General features: G+C 73.0%; 4 protein-coding genes (1 of these 4 only partly in view). All 4 read left to right on the top strand.

The genetic code is table 11. The features are described 5' to 3' along the window. Window positions 1-158 precede the first annotated feature (158 nt). A complete protein-coding gene (locus ACFV2X_RS31790) occupies window positions 159-434 on the top strand; it encodes a hypothetical protein (RefSeq protein WP_385623094.1) in 276 nt (91 codons plus the stop codon). Between the two features lie 85 nt (window positions 435-519). Then, a complete protein-coding gene (locus ACFV2X_RS31785; RefSeq protein WP_385623092.1) occupies window positions 520-993 on the top strand; it encodes a YbaB/EbfC family nucleoid-associated protein in 474 nt (157 codons plus the stop codon). Continuing rightward, on the top strand, window positions 990-1406 hold the full coding sequence (locus ACFV2X_RS31780) for a hypothetical protein (protein WP_385623090.1): 417 nt from the start codon (window positions 990-992) through the stop codon (window positions 1404-1406). Before ACFV2X_RS31785 ends, ACFV2X_RS31780 begins: the two co-directional genes overlap by 4 nt. Before the next feature lie 4 nt (window positions 1407-1410). Beyond that, window positions 1411-18638, top strand: partial view of a lonely Cys domain-containing protein gene (locus ACFV2X_RS31775; RefSeq protein WP_385623088.1) — the 5' end (the start) only. Its footprint extends 38251 nt past the window's final position; 17228 of the gene's 55479 nt are visible here — the first part of the coding sequence; it begins with the start codon at window positions 1411-1413; the stop codon falls past the right edge of the window.

Below are 18638 nucleotides of genomic sequence, written 5' to 3'. Positions count from 1 at the left end.
ACTTCTACTCGTCGACCGATTACCTGAATAGTTGATGTCTTGGGTGGTCTTTGTTGTTTATTCGTCACCGCCACTACCGGGGGTTGCGGCCGGGCGGGGGGGGCCCGGCCGCCCCCGCCGGCGGTGGCCAGGGCGGCGCCTCCGAACGGGTCCGCAACGTGATCGACAGCGACGACGTGGTCAGCAACCGCCGGGCGGCCCCCCGCCCCGGCCGCCCCGGCGGCGGGCTCCTCGACGAGCGCGAGAACGTGATCACCAGCGGTGGTCAACCCTTCATGCCGCCGATGGGCGGCGCGGGCGGAATGGGCGGAGCCGGGGCGCCCGGCCAGACGGCGACCCAGACCGACGACCGCGAGCGCGAGTCGTGGGTGCCGGAGGACGACGACGTGTGGGGCAGCGACGAGGGCGGCGCGCCGGCCGTGATCGGCCGATGAGCCCCCGACACGCCGCCGTTCCGGGAAACCGCGCGGTCAGCCCGACGAACCCGACCACCAGTCGCACCAGCCGGAGGAGTGCCCCTTGAGCGAGTTGAACGATACGTACGCGGAGCGCATCCGTCAGGCCAGGGCCCACCTCGAAACCACGAGGGCCGCCATGGCCCGCGCCGAGCAGGACCTCGCGGCCAGCAAGGTGAAGACCCGTTCGCGGGACCGCGCGGTCGAGGTCACCATCGGCCCGCAGGGAGAGTTGGCCGGGCTGACGTTCCTTGACAACAAGCACCAGAGCATGACCGGGCCGCAACTGGCCTCCTCGGTGCTGGAGGCGGCCCAGCGCGGGCGCCAGGAGGTCGCCCAGCGGGTGATGGACACCTTCCGCCCGCTGATGGCGGCGAACCCGGATGTCCCGGGGTCCCGGGACATCGAGGTCGACTGGGACCGGCTCTTCGGGTCGGCGTTCGAGGGCGGCCGGCGGGCGGGTGGCGGCAGGTCGTCCAAGGACCGGTTGCGCGACGAGATCCACGAGGACCCGGATGACTCCGGAGGACGGCCATGAGCGACGACACCTATGACGTTGACGTGAACAAGGCGCTGGGAGCGCTCAGTGCCCTGGATGGTCTGGAGGAGCAGGGGAGGTCGCTGAAGGAGGAGTACCTCGGCGAGAACGCGAGGTACACGGGCTGGAACGGCGACGCCGAGCATCCGGACGACTACTACAGGAACACCCAGCCCGACGAAGAGAAGACGGTGCGGTCGCTCAGCGAAACGCTTGACGCGTTCCCGCAGGCGATACTCGCGGCGAAGGCCGCCCTGCTGGCGAGTCTTGGCAGCATCAAGGGCGTGCATGCCGACGTGCACGACAAGATCGAGAAGCAGAAACGAATCGCCGAGCAGAAGAGCAAGGACTACGAGTCCGACGACAGCGGTGACGCGTCCGGCGACGACGAGTCCGGCGGCGGAAAGCACTGACTCCATGGAGGAGACCGCCTACACCCCCGAGGAGCGGATGTGGATCCAGATCCTCATCGGCGACGCGCCGCCCGCCGCCAAGGCGAACCTTGCCTGGAACAGCCAGGACCAGTGGCCCCATCTCGCCGACAGGCTGGTCGGGTTCCGGGAGAGTGTCGGGGATGCCCTCCGAGAGGTGAGTAACGCGTTTCCGAAGCCCGTCGGAGAGGCGCTCGCCAAGGCCATGGAGCCACTGACCGGCTCCGGTGGATCGGGCGGCATGGACGACCTGCTCAGGATGCTCCGGACGGACCTGCCCAATGAGCGGGGCACCCAGTCGATGAAGATCCAGCAGATGCACTGGGAGATCATCGCCGAGATCACGATGATGCTCCTTGAGCTGGCCGCGCTCGCGGCTCTGTCCTTCTTCACCGGCGGGGCGTCGCTGTCCATGGAAGCGCTGGTGAGGTCGCGGGCGGCGCTCGGCATCCTGCTGGCGATCCAGCGCGTGCTCAACTTCTTCCCCGTCGGGGCGGGCCTGCTGGAGATGGTCCAGGAGATGATCGAGAGGCTCGCGGTCGGCCTCGCGCAGTTCACCATCAACCCCCCGGCCCGCAGGCCGCCGAACAACAATCTCGGGAAAGAGACCGCGGAGGCCGGTTTCTTCGGCTTCGTGGGTGGCTTCCTCACCCACGGGTTCCTGGGCGCGTCCCACTTCTTCAAGAAGGGCATATCGAACTTCTTCAAGAAGCACTTCGACGAGGACATCTTCAGCAAGTTCGATGCGGACCTCAAGGGCAGGTTCAAGGACATCGGAATCAACTCGCCGGACCTTGACCACATCTTCAAGAAGCCCGACCGGATCAGCAACGCGGCCTACGACTACCCGGCGATATTCATGGCCAGCGGCATGGGCGAGGGCTTCGCGGAGGTGCTCGTTGAGGGGGCGCTCCGCGGCAACTGGGCGTTCAAGTGGGAGACGTTCGTCTTCTCCGGCACCAGCGGCATGGCGGACATGGCCGCGGGGGACGGGCTGGGGTCCGCCGCCCTCTCGCTGCACGGCAAGCTCTTCCCCGACGGGAACATCTTCACCGGCTTCATCAACAAGATGAATGCCGACGGTGCCGCCGCCCACTCCGATTCCGGATCGGATTCCGGGTCCGGACCCGGCTCCGGCGCGATCCCGGACGCCCCGAAGTCCTCCCTCCCCACCACGTCGTCCGGGGACGACTACTCGATGTACGAGGGCATCAGCTCGCTGTACGAGGACAACGGCCCGCTGCCCGGCGACGACAGCACATTCACCGTGGGCCGCGACTCCGACACCTACTCCGTGGACTCGTCCGGCTCCTCGTACGACCCCTCGGTCTTCGACGACGCCGCGTCCATCAACTCCGCCAGTTCCTTCGACTCCACGGGTTCGGACGGCGCCACGGTCCCGGCCCCGTCGCCGTATGTGCCCCACGCGAACTTCTCGGCCGACAAGGGGTTCCAGGCCGCTCCGCAGATCCAGAACCGGGCGCCGAACCTGCCCGGCTCCGCAGGGTCCGGTCTCACGAACCCCGGGGGCGTCGAGGGCTTCAAGGGGAACAAGGAGTTCCCGGCGGGTGGTGCGTTCCGGCCGGGCCCCGACGGCCTGCCGGGCTCCCCGAACACCCCGGATCTCCCGAACACCCCGGCCCTGCCGAACTCGCCGGATCTGCCGGGCACTTCGGCTCTGTCGAACACGCCCGACCTGCCGGGCACTTCGGCTCTGCCCGGCACCTCGGGCCTCCCAGGCGGTGCCTCCGGCATGCCGAATTCGCCGGGCCTGCCGGGCAGCTCGGGCCTCCCGAACGCGTCGAGCGTCCCGGCACCACCGGCCGCACACACCCCCACCGTCTCGAACCCGGACACGGAGTTCGACGGGACCCCCGACCAGAACGGCGAGAGCGCCCCCGCAGGCCAGAACACGGCCCCGCCCCCCGTCTCCCACAGCGGAGGGCACTCCTCCGGCACCCCCCAGCCGAACCAAGGACCCCTTGCCGAGCAGCAGCAACAGCGTCCGGACAGGGAAACGTTCGGCGGCTCGTCTTCCGACGCCGCCCTCGACGCGGACACCGACACCCGGCCCGACACGGGCCCCGCCGACCGGGGCAAGGCACCGGCCACCCCGGCCACCGCTCCGCACACGCCGTCGTCCGGGCAGTCCTCCGGCTCCGGCACCAGCACCCCCCAGCCGGGGCAGGGACAGCAGCCGGGTCAGGCGCCCCGAGCCGAGCAGCAGCAGGAGCAGCAACCGCGCCCGGACACGGAGACGTTCGGCGGCCCGTCTGCCAACTCCGCCCTCGACGCGGACACCGACACACAGTCCGACACCGACACCAGGCCCGACACGGACCCCGCTGACCGGGGGAAGGCGCCCGCCGGCATCCCGGCGTCCCCGGGCCAGGGGGAGATCGACCGCGCCCGGCAGGAGTACGAGGACGCGCGGGAGTCCTTCGTCAACGACGCGAAGCACGCGGACTCCATCGGCGAGCGGCTGGAGACCGGGGTCGGCACCAGCTCCGACGCCGCCGCGCACCAGGACGCCGGGCACCGGGCCGAGCAGGCGCGGGGGCGGATGCTGGACGCGGCGGCGCGGCTGCGGGGGCTGGGCATCGACCCGCACGGCCACCACGGCGACCCGTACACCCCGGGACGGGAGGGCCCCGAAGGGGAGGCGAGGTCGCGCCCGGGGCAGGTGCCCGACGTCCACCGCGACGACGCGCAGCGCCAGTGGATCGCCCAGCGGGTCATCCCGGACGACCTGCCGGAGAACCCGCCGCTCCTCGACCCGGACGACCACGTCACCACCGCCGACCTGGACAACGCGGGTGTCACGCCGGGCCCCGGGCAGCAGACCGCCGAAGCCCTCGGCGTGGACCGGTTCCCGGTGCGCGACCTCGACCTGGAGCCGACGGACCACGTCAAGGTCCAGATGGTGCGGCCCGACCCCTGGTCCGCCCCGCTCGACGAGACCGCGGCCAACGCCTCCCGGCGCATCTGGCAGTCGGCGTACGCGGACTTCGCCGACGGGATACCCGGGACGCCGGACGGACCGGAGCGGCTGGCCGCCGGCCGCGCCTGGGACGAGGCGGTCTCCCTGGTGCTGCCGCTGGAGTTGCACCAGGTGCTCGCGGACTCGCGGCACGCCGGGAGCGAGTTCCGCGACGCGGTGCGCCAGGTCGCCGAGCATCTGCTGACGCACGGGCCCGCCGCGCCGTCGGGCATCGCCCTGGCCGACACACTCCGCGCGGGTCTCGGTCTGCGGCACCGCGTGCGCGGCGGCGCCCCCACGCCGCCTCCCAACGCGCTCTCCGCCCCGCCCTCCGACCCGTCCACCCCGCGTCCCGCGTCCCCCGTCCCCACCACCTCCAGCGGGGGGACACCGGCCGGCTCCGCCGACCGGCCCGCCAAGCGGCAGGCGAGCGAGCCCGAATCCGTCGACCGGCCGTCCAAGCGGCTGGCGACGACCGGTGACGTGCGCCCGGACGAGGCACCGGCCGACCGGCCCGCCAAGCGGCAGGCCAGCGAGCCCGACCTCATGGACCGGTCTGCCAAGCGGCAGGCGACGACCGGTGATGTGCGCCCGGACGAGGAACCGGCGCAGCAGCCGCCGCGTGCGCCGAAGGCGCTGCGCGCGGTGTTCGGGGAGCGGGTGGCCGAGGACCCGCGGTACGAGGCGATGGTGCGCGGGCTGGCGGCACTGGAGTCGGCGCGCAAGTGGGATCCGCGGGTCGGCACCGGGGACATCGAGCTGAGGCTGAAGCGGATCGCGCGGGACATCCTGCACCTGCGTCCGCACGAGCCGATGACGCTTGAGCGGTATGCCGAGGCGCTGTCGGTGGCGGCGGCCGCGCACGGGGACGGGCGTGCGGAGTATCTGGGCGCGGTCGAGGCGTACTGGCTGGACAAGCAGGCGGGGGCGCTGGGGGACGGGAGCGAGCTGACCGGTCCTGACGGCTCGTTCCTGGGGCGGAACTTCACCGGGCACCCGCTGGACCTGCTGCTGGACTACGTGGGACGGGAGGGCCCCGACGGTCTGGACTGGTCGCCGCCCCCCTGGGAGGGCACGCCGCTCGTGGTGGTGGTGGAGCCCGGAGAGCCGGACATGGCCGTGGTGCGCGGCATCCAGGTGCCGTACGGGGAACTGGCGGAGCTGCTGGCCCACGACCCCCGGCGGCCGGCGGACGCTCCGGTGGTGCTGGTGATGCCGGACGCGGGCGCGGGCATGCGGGTGCTCCCCAAGTTGCTGGCCACCCGGCTCGGGACGCGGGTGTGGTCCGCGTACGGCAGTCTCCGGGCGGAGCCGGTGGGCCCGGAGTCGATGGGCGACGGCACGCCCGGGCGGCGCCTGGTGCTCAAGTCCCCGAACCCGGGGCCGGCGCCCGTGGGGGCGTGGATTCCGAGCGATCCGAGTCCGATTCTGGACAGCCGGTGGGAGGTGACGGCGACCGACGGTTCGACGTTCCCGGACAGCGACGTGGAGATGTACGCGCTGCCCACGGCCGACGGGCAGCAGTTGACCGGACTGGCGTTGCTGAACGCCGAGGACATGGCCGCCGTGGAGAGCCAACTGCGGAACCTGTCGCGGATCTGGCGGTACGCCACCCGGATCCAGTACCGGGGGATCAGCACCATGGGCCCCTTCCTGAACCTGCCGCGGGCGCTGGCCGACGCGATCGTCGTGGTGGGGGACGGCGAGGCGGGGCTGCCCCGGCTGAGCACGGGCATGAACCACATGGTGACGAGCGCGGAACTGGCCGCGTTCCTGTGGCGCCAGATCGCCGTGTCCGCCCCGGCGCACCGGCCGGTGTGGCTGCTGGGGGTGCGGGGGCTCGGGCTGCTGGCGAAGCGGCCGCCGGGCACCGACCGGCTGGAGTCCGTGCCGGGCGCGACGGAGGTGGCGACCTGGCTCGGGCGGACGGTGTACGCCTCGGCCGCGCCGCAGATCGTGGTGGGGGACGCGGATCCGCCGTATCTGGCCAGCGTGGAAGATGTGGAGGATCCGGACAGGTCGGCGCTCGGGTATCAGCAGTTCCCTCCGGAGCCGTGGCCGCCCGCCCTGTCGATGTGGGCGGACGTGGCGGGGCTGCCGGGGGACGTGCCGGACCGGGAGGAGCGGGTACGGCGGTGGGTGCGGGCGCTGCGGGAGGTGTACGGCTCCGACATCGACACCAGCCCCGCACAGGCCGGGGAGTTCCAGCGGCTGCTCCTGGGCTTCGGGGCGTACGAGCGGCGGGCGCTGGCGCGCGGCAGGAGGCCGCTGACGTGGGCGCAGTTGGAGCGGATCACGAGGAAGTTCGCCGGTCCAGTGGGCTGGGATCCGCGGCTGCGGCCGTATCTGCTGGGCCAGTTGCTGGCGGCCTACCGGGCCGCGGAGGCCCTGGAGACCGGGGCGCCCCTGGACACCGAGGAGCCCCTGCCGCCCGGCGCCGGGAGCGAGAACGTGTCCGGCGTGCTGGGGGAGTCGGAGTCGCGTCTGCTGGAGATGACGGCGGAGGACCGGTTCCGGGAGCTGTCCCTGCTGCCGCCCGACGAGCGGCGGAAGCTGGCGTCGAATCCGGTGTGGCTGGACGCGCTGCGGGCCCTGCCGGGGATGGAGTTCGCCGAGACCGCGGCCCAGTTGATGGTGGTGGTGCAGGACGGCCCGGGTGAGCCGATGGCGGACCAGCCGGTGTCGGCGGGGCGGGCCGCGCGGGCGCGGGCCGCGCGGATGCTGGTCAATCCGAGGATGGCGGCCCGGCTGCTGAAGACCGGTGTGCGGGTTCTGGTGGTGCCCAGGGACGTGGCGATGAACCGGCTGCGCCAGTTCGGAGGCTATGCGAAGAAGGCCGACTGGAAGGTTCTGCGGGGCGTCACGGAGGGGACGGCCGTGGCCGTGCCGGAGGAGAACCTTCTCGGCGAGACCACGAGTGTGCCGAACGCCGAAAACCAGGCCGACGGTTACAGCACGCCCGATCACGAGTTCACGCACGCGCTCCATGTGCACGCGTTGAGTGATTCCGACCGGAAGGCCATCAGGAGGGCCTATCTGGCCAGGTGGAACCCGCAGTCGGGTGTCGACCCGTACGACGTGGAGTGGCCGGACGGGATTCGGCGGAACCTGGACGGCGTTCCGGTCGACAACTATTCCTCGCGGGACGAGTTCGAGTATTTCGCGCAGTTGGTGAACGCGTATCTGGGAGTGAACGCGGGGACGGACCCATACACCGGGCGACCGCGGAACAACGGTGCGGCCTGGGTGCGGGAGCACGAGCCGTCGCTGATGCCGATCATGAGGCGGCTGTTCGGCCACTACGAGAACGTGCTCGACGCTGCCGAACGGAAGGTCGTCGAGCGCGCGTACCGGGCCAAGCGGAACCCGCGGAAGGGCGTCCAGCCGCTCGATGTGCAGTGGCCGGACGGGATCCGGCGGGGTCTGGACTACCAGCAGGTCGACAACTATTCCTCGACAAACCCGTCCGCGTATTTCGCGCAGACGGTGAACGCGTATCTGGGGCTGAACGCGGGGACGGACTACTACACGGGCCGGTCGCGGAACAACGGGGCGGCCTGGGTGCGGAAGAACGAGCCGGCCCTGCTGCCCATTCTGGAGCGGCTGTTCGGCCGGGATCCGCAGGGCCCGGGCCCCGCGAACCCGAGGGCGCAGACGCAGGCGGAGAACGAGCTGTGGGAGACCTTCCGCGCCTTCTGGGACGAGGTGGAGGGGGTCTACCGGCCGCAGCCGCACACCCCGGCCGATCAGGGCGCCCTGGTGGACCAGCGCTCCACCGCCGCCGGATCGCCGGCCACCGACCCGGACGACCCGGACGACCCGGATATCAGCGACGCCGACACGCCGTGGTCGGCGGACCTGCCGCTGCGCCCGCTGCCGGCTCCGGGGGCGGGGCTGTCGCGCGGGCCGTCGACTGTGCCGGGGGCGCTGCGCGCGGTGTTCGGGGCGCGGGTGACGGAGCACCCGCAGTACGACGTGCTGGTGCGCGGGCTGAGGGCGCTGGAGACGGTCAGCGGAGGGGACCCGCGACTGGCCACCCGGGACGGGGGCCTCGATCTGGAGCGGATCGCGCGGGGGATCCTGCACCTGGGTTCATGGGAGCCGATGACGCAGGAGCGGTATGCCGAGGCGCTGTCGGTGGCGGCCGCGGCGCACTGGGAAGGGCGTGCGGAGAGACTTGACTCCGACATGTCCGGCGACACGGACAGCGAGGGGCGCGTGCCACTGGCCGCGCCCCCCGCCCCGGGCGAGGACATCGAGAACCTGTGGTCGCTGCACCAGTTCTTCGGGCCCGGCGCCATCGGCCACCACTCGATCGACACGCTCATGGATACGACCCGGGCGCTGCGGCGGCTCGCCCTGGCGGGCGCGGGGCGGCCGGGCTCGTCCCCGGATCCGCTCGGCGATCTCCACGGCCTGGCCCGGCGGGTGCTGGACCTCGGCCCCGACGGCGAGGTCCGGGTCGATCACCTCCGCCGCCTCGGCTCGCTGGCTCTCGCCGTTCCCCCGGACCTGCTGACCAGTGAAGCGGCCCTCACCGTCCTGCCTTCCGGCTTGCCTCCTGCCCCGACGCCGGATGTCGAGAGCACCGCCGGAATCGACGACGAGCACTGGGTGGAGCTGCTCTTCGGGCCCGAGATCAGGGACGCCCGTGAGCCCGGCACGCTCCGCGACACGGCGCGGGCGCTGCGGCGGCTCGCGCTGGCGGGCGCGGAGGGCCTGGTCCAACTCCAGGACGCGGTCGGCAGGATCCACGGCCTGGCCGGGCGGGTCCTGGGCCTCGGCTCCGACGGCGAGGTCACCGCCGGGCACCTGCACCGCCTCGGCTCGCTGGCCCTCGTCGCCGGTCCGGACCGGCTGGGCAGTGAGGCGGACCTCGCGTCGTTCCAGGCGGACTTGGACGCGCTGGACAGCGACCGCGACAGCGACGACAGCGCCAGCCGGTACAGCGCCAGTGAGTACAGCGGCAGCCAGTACAACGACAGCGGCGACGGCGGCAGGAACAGCGAGGCGGACATCGAGGACCCCGCCCCTCGCGCCGGGTCGGCCCCCTCCGACGACCCCGCTTCCCCCGACGACCCCGCTCCCCGAGCCCGAGCCGACGCGCGCCGGCCCAGGCCCCTGACGACCAGGGACTACACCGTCGTGGACAACCGCGGTGGCGGCGTGCTGTTCCGCAGGCCCGGGGACACGCGGGACGACCGCCGCTCGCCCCGGGCGTTCGACGGGAGGGCGGACGCCCCGCAGTTCACGATGCCGGTGCAGGACTACGCCGAGACATTGGCCACCGACCGGCCCGCCCTGCGGATCTCCGCCGACCGCACGCTCGCCGTGGAGGACGGCGCGCAGGGACAGCAAATCTTCGCCACGGCCGAGGCCGTCGCCCGCTCCTCGGTCAAGCTAGCGCGCGCGGGCGGCGGGGTGCGGCTGGAGACCGACGAGGACCTGAGCATCATCCTCCCCACTCCCGACGGGGGCAGCAGGCAACTGTTCCGGGTCACCCCCGTGTTGTCGAAGCGCTCGGGGCTGGACCCCGAGGAGGCGAGCCGGGGGTTCGCCGACGTGGTGTCCGACGGTAACCGCACGTCGCACCTGGTCCTCTTCGACCGTCAGAGCGGCGAGGTGATCACCACGCCGGTCAACGCCTCCAACAACGTGGAGGTCACCGGGACCCACCACCTCGCTGAAGCCCTGGCACGGGTGGCGGACGGCGAGACCCCGCCGGACGCGGTGAGTCCGGAGTGGGCGGCCGACGTGCTGCGCCGGGACAACCGGCCCAACGGCGGGCCTGACGGCCCGCTGCCCGGCCGGTCGTACGGCAGCGCGCTGAACCTCGCCGAACCCGAGGACCCGCGGCGGGACGCCTTGTCGGACGCCGGCCGCCGTATCGGGGTCAACGAGCACGCCTGGGCCGAGGTTGGCGATGGGTATGTGGTGCAGTCCATCGTCGCGCCCGATGAGAACGGCGAGCCGAGTCTGGAGCACAACTACGCCAAACCCGGCGAACAGCCTGACGGCAGCCATGTCGGCTACCACTTCCTGAGCGTGGTCCTCGCCAGCGAGGACGGCACCCACCAGATCTCCATGGAGAACCATGCACGGACGTCGGAGCAGGCGCACCGGCAACGCGGCGCCGTCCGGGCGAACCTCGACAGCCTGGGACTTGACGAGCTGCAGGAGATGGAGGCGGAGCTGCGCCGGGAGATCAAGCGGCAGCAGAGCGCCGGGATCGACGAGCACCTCGCGGAGGTGGCCGGCTACCGCGATCTGACGCAGGCCCTGATCAGAGCGCGGCAGGCCCAGGGAGAGCTGCGCGCGGCGCCCGAGGGCTCCGAGGAGCGCGCGCGTGCGGAGCGGGCCGTGGAACTTGCCACCAAGGATGCGATGACCCGCCTCGGGAGGTTCGAACCGGTCATCCCCGGCAAGCGCCGCTGGTACATGCGGATGTACGCACAGAGCCCCGGCCAGTCCGTGCACGACGTCAATGCGGACCTACTGAGCGAGGCCCCCTCGAAGGTGGCCAACCCGCTCACCGCCGTCGTACTCCGCGGCCACCATGCGGATCCGGCGTCCATCACCTTCGACGAGGGGTCCACGGAGGTGCCCGACCACGCGGACCGCACCGTCAGGAGCCTGGCCAGGGTGGCGGCCAGGATCGGGGTGTGGAACGCCGATCATCAACTGCGGCTGCCGATACTCAAGATCACCATCGAGGGGGGTGACCGCGGCCACGGCGGGAACGGGGAGGCGCGTGCCGAGGCGGTCGCGGCGCTGTTCCGGGAACATCTGGACACGGAGCTGAAGCGGCTCCAGGCCGGTTCGCCGGGATACCGCATCACCGCCGCCAACTTCACCATCGAGTACCACAGTGGCCCGTCCGCTGTCGGCACCGGCCGTGACAAGCTGACCCTCGCATTCGACGACCGCCGTGGCGGCCCGCGCCACGTGGCCACCCACGGCCCCGCCCTGTCGCGGGACAGCCTGCGCGAGATCCGCCCGTACGACCAGGGGTCGGGCGGCCTGGACCGGCCCTCGGAGGCCGACGAGCAGCGGATGCGGGACGTCTTCCCGGTCGACGGCAACGGCGCGTACCAGCGCTTCCCCGACCCGCGCGGCGCCCACTTCGAGCGGGCCGAGCCCGTCCGCAGGCTGAACCGCTGGCTCCCCACCAACTCCCTCTTCACCGACGCCGGTGGCGCACCGTGGGTGCGGCGCCTCAACGGCAGGGGGATCGGCAACCCGGCACGCCAGCTCAACTGCCTCGACGTGGCCCGCTCGGCGCTGATGTCCTGGTTCGGCCGGCCCACCGCGGCCGCGCCAGTCCAGGCCGCAGGGCCGGGCCGCAGGCTTGAGGTCGAGCGGGACAGCATGGAGCGGACCGCGCGCTGGCTGAACACCGGATGGCGGGTCCACGAGGAGAGGCCGGGCGCCAGCGCCCGTACGGCCACCGTGAACGCCGTCCGTACCATCGAGTGGCGGCTCGGGCTCGGCCGGGACGACGCCGACTGGCACGGCTCGGCGGCGATCGTCCGCTTCCAGGGGCCGAGCGGCAAGGTCCACGCGGTCAACGCCTTCAACCACGAGGGCCGCATCTACTGGGTCGACGGCATGTACGGGCGCGTCAGCGGCCGCTTCCTTTACGAGGGCCACACCTTCCTGTCGATCGAGTTCGGCCCCGACGGCCGGCGGCCCGCCGATCCGGTGCCCCTCGCCGAATCCGGCCACCTGACGCTCGTGGACACGCCCCGCGGCCCGGAGCGCCTGCCGCTGCCCGGCACGCTCACGGCGCCGTCCTCCCCGGCGGCCACCCCGGAAGTGACCCCGCCGCCCACCTCGGCCCCCCGTACGGTCACCGAGGACGCCGGGCCCTCCACCGCCCGCCCGCCCCGGCTGCCCGAGCTGTTCCTCGACACGCACTCCCCCCACAAGTCGTCCGTCGAGGGCGACCGGCCCGCCCTGGGCCGCCGCTCCGCGACGATGCCGGCGCCCGCCCCCGCCGTCCGTAACACGCTGACCCTCCCCGCCGCCCCGGGTCCGTCGCACGCCAAGGCGTTCCGGGACGCGGGATGGCGGAACCCCCTGCGGCGGGCCGGCACCTTCGGGTTCTTCGGGGGCCCCGACACCGCCGCCGGGTCCTCTCCCGTGGATCCTGCCGACCCGGCCTCCCCCCGCGGCCCCAGTGGCGACGAGATCCGCGAGCCCTCCCGCTCCTCCAGCCCGCGGCCGGGGCGGACGCTGGCCCATGTCCTGCAGCCCACGCCCCCGTTCCCCGGAGCGGAGATCGACAACGAGCTGACGGACCGCCGCCCGCCGCGAGTGGACCGCGACCTGCTGCCCCCTCCGGTCGTCCAGCGGGCCAGCAACTTCGCCGACGACAGCCGCATGCCCGCGTACGTCGACGGCCTGCTGCCGTTCTCCACCGACGGCACGCCGGAGGGGGCCGAGGCCGCCCTGTTCGCCTTCGGCCAGGGCCACCCCTACCTGCGGGGCCCCGGCACCGCCGCGCGGGCCATCGCCGACCTGCTGCACGGCGAGGACGAGGAGACCCGGCCCGCCGAGCCCGCCGACAGCCCGGCGCCGCGCAACCCGGCGCGCTCCAGCGACATCGACGTGGGCGTGCAGCACCGGCTGGAGCGGGCCATGCGGGAACAGCCGCGCACCTTCGCCGGGGACGGCCGGGAGTTCATCTACCGCGCCGAGTCCGGGCGGCTGCGCACGCTGCGCGTACGGATCCGCAACTACGGCGCCTGGGAGCGGTTCGCCGACAGCACCGGGCCGACCAAGATCGACAACCAGTACCGGGCCAAGACCACCGTCGGCGGCAGCAAGTCCCTCAGCACCACCCGGCAGGTCGGCCCGGCCGTACCGATCGGCCCGCTGCCGGGCGGCTTCGCCGCCTTCGGCCGGCTGGGGACGCGGCTCGCCCGCTCCCGGGACACCGCCTACACCCTCCAGGACGAGGTGACCAGCCAGGGGGAGAGCAAGGCCGACGACCACTCACACGTCCACATCGACGACGTGTACTACGAGGTACACGTCACCGACACCCGGGCCCCGCGCCCCGCCAGGAAGGGCGTCCTCGGCACCCGGTGGCGCGCCAGGCCCGAAAGGACCAGCGCCCCGGACCTCGACTCCGGCGTGCCCCTGCGCGACGGGCTCGGACTGCGGCTGGCGGACAGCCTCACCGCCCCGTACGACGCGGTCCGCATCCCGCGACGGATGCGGCTGACCGCCGAGTCCGACTACCGGCACGTCACCACCGAGGACTTCGGGCCCGTACACGAGATCCTGGACTGGGCGGCGGACCGGGTCGGCGCCGAACCGGGCAGCACCGCCCACGACGAACTGGCCGCGTTCTTCTCCTCCGGCAACTTCCACCAGATGGCCGACCGGCTCTCCCGGTCCATGGTGCCGGGCAAACCGCTGTTCGCCGACGACAAGAAGCACACTCCGCTGGGCGCGTTCGTCATCGAGCGGGTCGAGCCGGGGGAGGCCGTCCTGGCCTCGGAGAGCGACAAGGCCAAGCTGGCCCAGACCGGACAGCTGACTGTGCAGAACACCCGCAAGCACACCAGGACCCACGCCCTGGAGTTCTTCGGCGTCCTGGGGCCGACGTTCAACACCTCGGACCTGACGCTGGGCCTGCTCGACGGGTTCTTCGAGAAGATCAGGCTGCGCTTCCAGTTCGGCCCGGGCGGGCGCCTGGGACACACCCGCGGCCGGTACGCGACGGTCGGCGGATCCGGCGCCGTCAAGTCCACCGGCAAGAGCGCGACCGGCACCGCCCTGTACCGGGTCGAGAAGACCGTGTACGTGCGCAGGACCGGGGACGCCGAACCGACCGCGTTCCGCACCTGGAGCCTGGACCGGATGACGCACCGGGAGGCGCGCCGCCTGGCCGGCCTGGACGACGGCACCACCCTCGCCAAGCGCGGCGGCAAGGGCACGGAACCGTACGCCCCCGCCTATCTGACCGAGGACGACCCGCCGACCCTCGGCATGAGCCGGGTGGTGCAGTTCCTGTACGCCGACGGCCGGTACCTCGGCACCCCCGAGCAGGGCGACAGCCCCGCGGGCACCCGGCTGGCCACGGTCACCCGCCAGGTGGTGGAGGCGCTCGCCCGCGAGTACCCCGGGATGATCGCCCCGATCGAGGACTTCGGCGACCCCGGCGACTCCAGGTGGCGCAACCACGCGCACTACCAGATGGCGCTGCACAACCTTCTGACGGTGTACAACGCGCTGTCCCACCACGCCTCGGCCGGCAACCTGGAGACGATGCGCACCACCGGCCTGCGCGTCCCCCTCCAGGACCCGGGACGGTTCACCCGCGGCCACCGCTACATCTGGCTCGGCGCCAGAATGACCGGCCGCACCTTCGAGGGCACCACCGACATCCTGCTGTCGTACAGCACCCCCGGCGTCACCAACGCCGACGGCGGACGGTACGGAACACAGGCCACGGAGGCCACGTTCGAGGCCCTGTTCTCGTCCATGGACAGAGGCGCCACCGACCGGTACGGCGCCCCCGCGCACGCCGTCACCGGACAGCTCGGCTACCGGGGAAACTGGCAGCAGCGCGCGGAGACCCCCTACGGCTCCACCGCGTCCGCCGAACCGTCGGCGGACACCGCCGAACCCGCGCACCTCTACAGCTACGACCTGGCCATCACGGTGAGCACCGGAGGCTACTGGCGGTTCCGCAGCCTGCTGCGCGGCATCACCTCGCTCGGCCTGCTGGGCACCCAGCTGTTCGTCTTCCGCACCCCGCGCGCCGGCCTCACGGACGACGAGGGCAACCCGCTCCCCGCCCTGCGCGCCAAGGTGCTCCTCGCCGTCCCCGCCGAGCACAGCCCGGACACCGACCCGCACGCCGAGGGCGCGGAGAACCCCTACCGGGGCCCCGGCCGGATCACCCAGGGCAGGCTGTCCGACCTCGAGACCAGGGCCCTGGTGGACCGCACGCCCACCACCCCCGTTCAGCCCCACGATCCGGGCCCGCTGGACGGGCAGCCGCACCAGACCGTCTCCGTCCTCGCGCCGCCGCACGGCGAGGGGATCGTGGACGACGTCCTGGACGAGGCGGCCCAGGGGCAGTGGCACCTCACGTACGAGGGGGTGCCCGCGCACGAGGCCGTGGTGCGCGCCCACCAGCCGCAGTTTCTGACGGCCAACTTCGACCAGACCGCGACACAGGTGGGGCTGCGCGCCACGGGCCTGTTCAGCAAGGGCCCCTACCTGGACTGGCTGGCGACCGTCGTCCACCGGATCCGGGTCACCGAGCTGCGCGCCCTGGGGCGGCCCGAGCCGGTGAAGTCCTCGGTGACGGTCGGCGCCAGCACCGCGATGACCGGCACCCAGGCCAGGTCCGCGACCCACGCCGTCGGCGGCAGCGTCGTCTACGGCCAGTCCCAGTCCGCGGGGCCCGGCGTCAGCGGCGGCTACGGGGGGTTCTGGCGCCCGTGGGTGCGTCTGGGGAGCGAGACCGAGACCGTCACCCGGACCGTCACCACCGACACCTCCTGGAGCACCTCCGACCACCAGGTGCTCACCTCGGGCGACGCGGAACACCGGGTCGCGGCCGACGTGCGCTCCATCGGCCTGCTGAAGTCGGCCGGCCGGCTCCTCATGCTGCAGAACGGGCGCCACCGGGCCGGCCGGTGGCAGCGGATCAAGGGCGGCTGGCTCGGCCACATCCCCGAGCGGACCGCCGCCGAGATGCGCCTGATCCCCGGCGACGACCTCGGCACCGGGCCGCTGTACACGAACCGGACGTGGTCCCTGCCCGGCTGGCTGCGCCGCCACCCGTTCGGCCAGTACCCCGTCAACTCCCTGAACGTCACCGAGGCACTGACCGCCTTCGACCAGAAACTGGACGGCCTCGGGCGCGACCTCGACGGCGTCAGCCGCGAGGCGATCCGCCGGCTGGTGTCGGGCCGCGTCGCGCGCGCACTGCGCCAGGAGATGACCGGAACCGGCTCCTCGCTCCCCGCCAGGACCACCCCCGACTGGAAGAGCCTCCGGGTCGGCAAGCGGGACGTACGGGTCCGGGCCCGGCTCATCCCGGTCCAGGACGGGCAGGACTTCGACCGGCTGTGGCCCGGCTCCGAGGTGGGGGAGTCCCGTACGGCGGTGGAGACCCGCACCCGCGCGTTCGAGCAGGGCCGAGGCTCCGACGCGGGCACGACCGTCACCGAGGCCGTACGCACCGGCGCCCCCGACGTCCCGGCGGCGGGCCCGTCCCTCACCGAGACCGGCTCCAACCGCCAGGTCCTCTCCGGCTCCTCGGGCATCACCCTCACCCGGCCGCGGAAGACGACCACCAAGGGGCCGCACGCCCAGTTCACCACCCGCTACCGGCTCCAACTCACCCTGGAGATCGGCCGCATGCGCGGCGACACGCCCCGCGACCCGGTCACCTCCCGGATCTCCCACGAGCAGGACGTCGGCACGCTGAAGGACATCATCCCGCTCAGCCTGCTGCGCCCCGACCCCGCCGACGGCGGCCAGCCCGGCGCCGAACCGGACCCGTTGCGCCCGCCGGAGCCGGCGGACGAGCCGCCCGCGGTGAACGTGCTGACGTCGGCCACCGACCGCATCCCGTCCGACCAGCTGTGGGACCGGGTGCGCGCCTGGCGCTCCGAAGGGCAGCCCGGCGAGGCGCCGTTCGAGATGCCGCCCAGCGGCTTCGACGTCCGCACCGTCATCGGCGCCGAGGGGGTCGAGGCGGCGGGCCTCCTCGCCCTGGCCAAGGCGTACGACAACCGGCTCGCCCACGTGTCGGGACAGCTGACCGGCGACGCGCTCGCAGCGGCCCTGCGCCGGGCGCGGCTGACCCCGCTCACCGCCGAGGGCACCGGCGCCGCGCAGGTGCTGGAGGACTCCTCCGGCACCACGGCGCTCAGCACGTTCGCCGAGGACGCGACGGGGGACAGCGGGTACCACACCGCGGGTCTCACGGAGAACACCATCCTGGATTCCGCGACCGGCCACCTCGCCCGCTACATGCGGCCGGACCTCGGCGGCGCCCAACTGCTGGCGGTGGCCGACGGCGGCGACATGGAAGCCGCGCAGCAGCACACCCAGAACAACACCGCGAACACCAACTACGGCGGCGTCACGGACACCGCCATCGGCGGCTTCCCGTTGATCAAGACCCAGCCGCTCGGCACGGTCAACCTGGGTGTGAGCGCCACCGGCGCCAACGCGCTGGACTCCGAAGGCCAGGCCATCACCAACGAGCAGGTGCACCAGACGAAGGTGAAGCCCACCACGGGCCGGATGTTCGCCTTCGCCATCCCCACCGCCTGGCTGAGCGTCGCCGAGGTCGACCGGCAGCTCAAGGACAGCGCACCCGGCGCCTGGATCCGCGAGCACATGATGGGCCCGTTCGGCGGCATCAAGCCGGGCATCCAGGCCGTGGAGGCCCGTACCCAGGTCATCGCCTGGGTACGCGAGGACGTCGCCCGCCACCTCGGACTGATCACCGACGAGAACTTCCCCGAGCGGCTCGCCGAGGCGTGGAAGAAGGTCAACGAGGCGGCCGAGGCCCTGACCGAGGCGGACGGAGAGTACTGGAGCCTGCGCCGGGACGTCCCCGGCCTGCACGAGGCCGTGACCGCGGCCCAGGCGGAGTACGCCCTGGCCAGGCGGCGCCACTACGCGGCCGAGCGCGCCGCACGGGCCGCCGACCGCAGCGCCCGCCACCACTACCACGCCGCCGTCGCGGCCGCGGACGAGACGGCGCGGGGCCCCGCGGCCCAGTTCCCCGAGGCCATCGGGGACCAGCGGGTCCGGGACCGCCTCCAGGCCGCCGAGAAGGCGGCGGAGGAGGCCGCCGAGGCCGTCCGCGAGGCCCAGTTGGCGGCGCTGCTGGCCACCGCAGCCGGGCAGGCCGACGCCGACCGGCAGCTCGCCGACGTAAGCGAGGCGAAGGCCGGCGCCGACCGCCTCGTCACCTTCATCCGGCAGGACGCGCGGGACCGGCTCGTCGCCGAGGCGCGGCAGACGCGCGACGAGGTCACCGGCGGCGCGGCCGAGCGCGTGGTGAGCGCCCATGACACAGTCCAGGCCGCCCACCACACCCTGCGCACCGCCGAACGCGCCCTGGACGCCCGGCTGTCGGAGCTGGCCGAGCAGCGCACGAAAGCCGAGACCGCGGCCGACACCCTGCACCGGCTGCACGGCGAGGCCGGCCGGCTGACCCGCTGGCACCAGCTGCCCGACGACCCGGA

This window comes from Streptomyces sp. NPDC059679 (assembly GCF_042734105.1).
Classification (GTDB): Bacteria; Actinomycetota; Actinomycetes; order Streptomycetales; family Streptomycetaceae; genus Streptomyces.
Note: the sequence above shows the minus strand (reverse complement) of the source record. Positions and strands in the feature narration are given on the sequence as shown.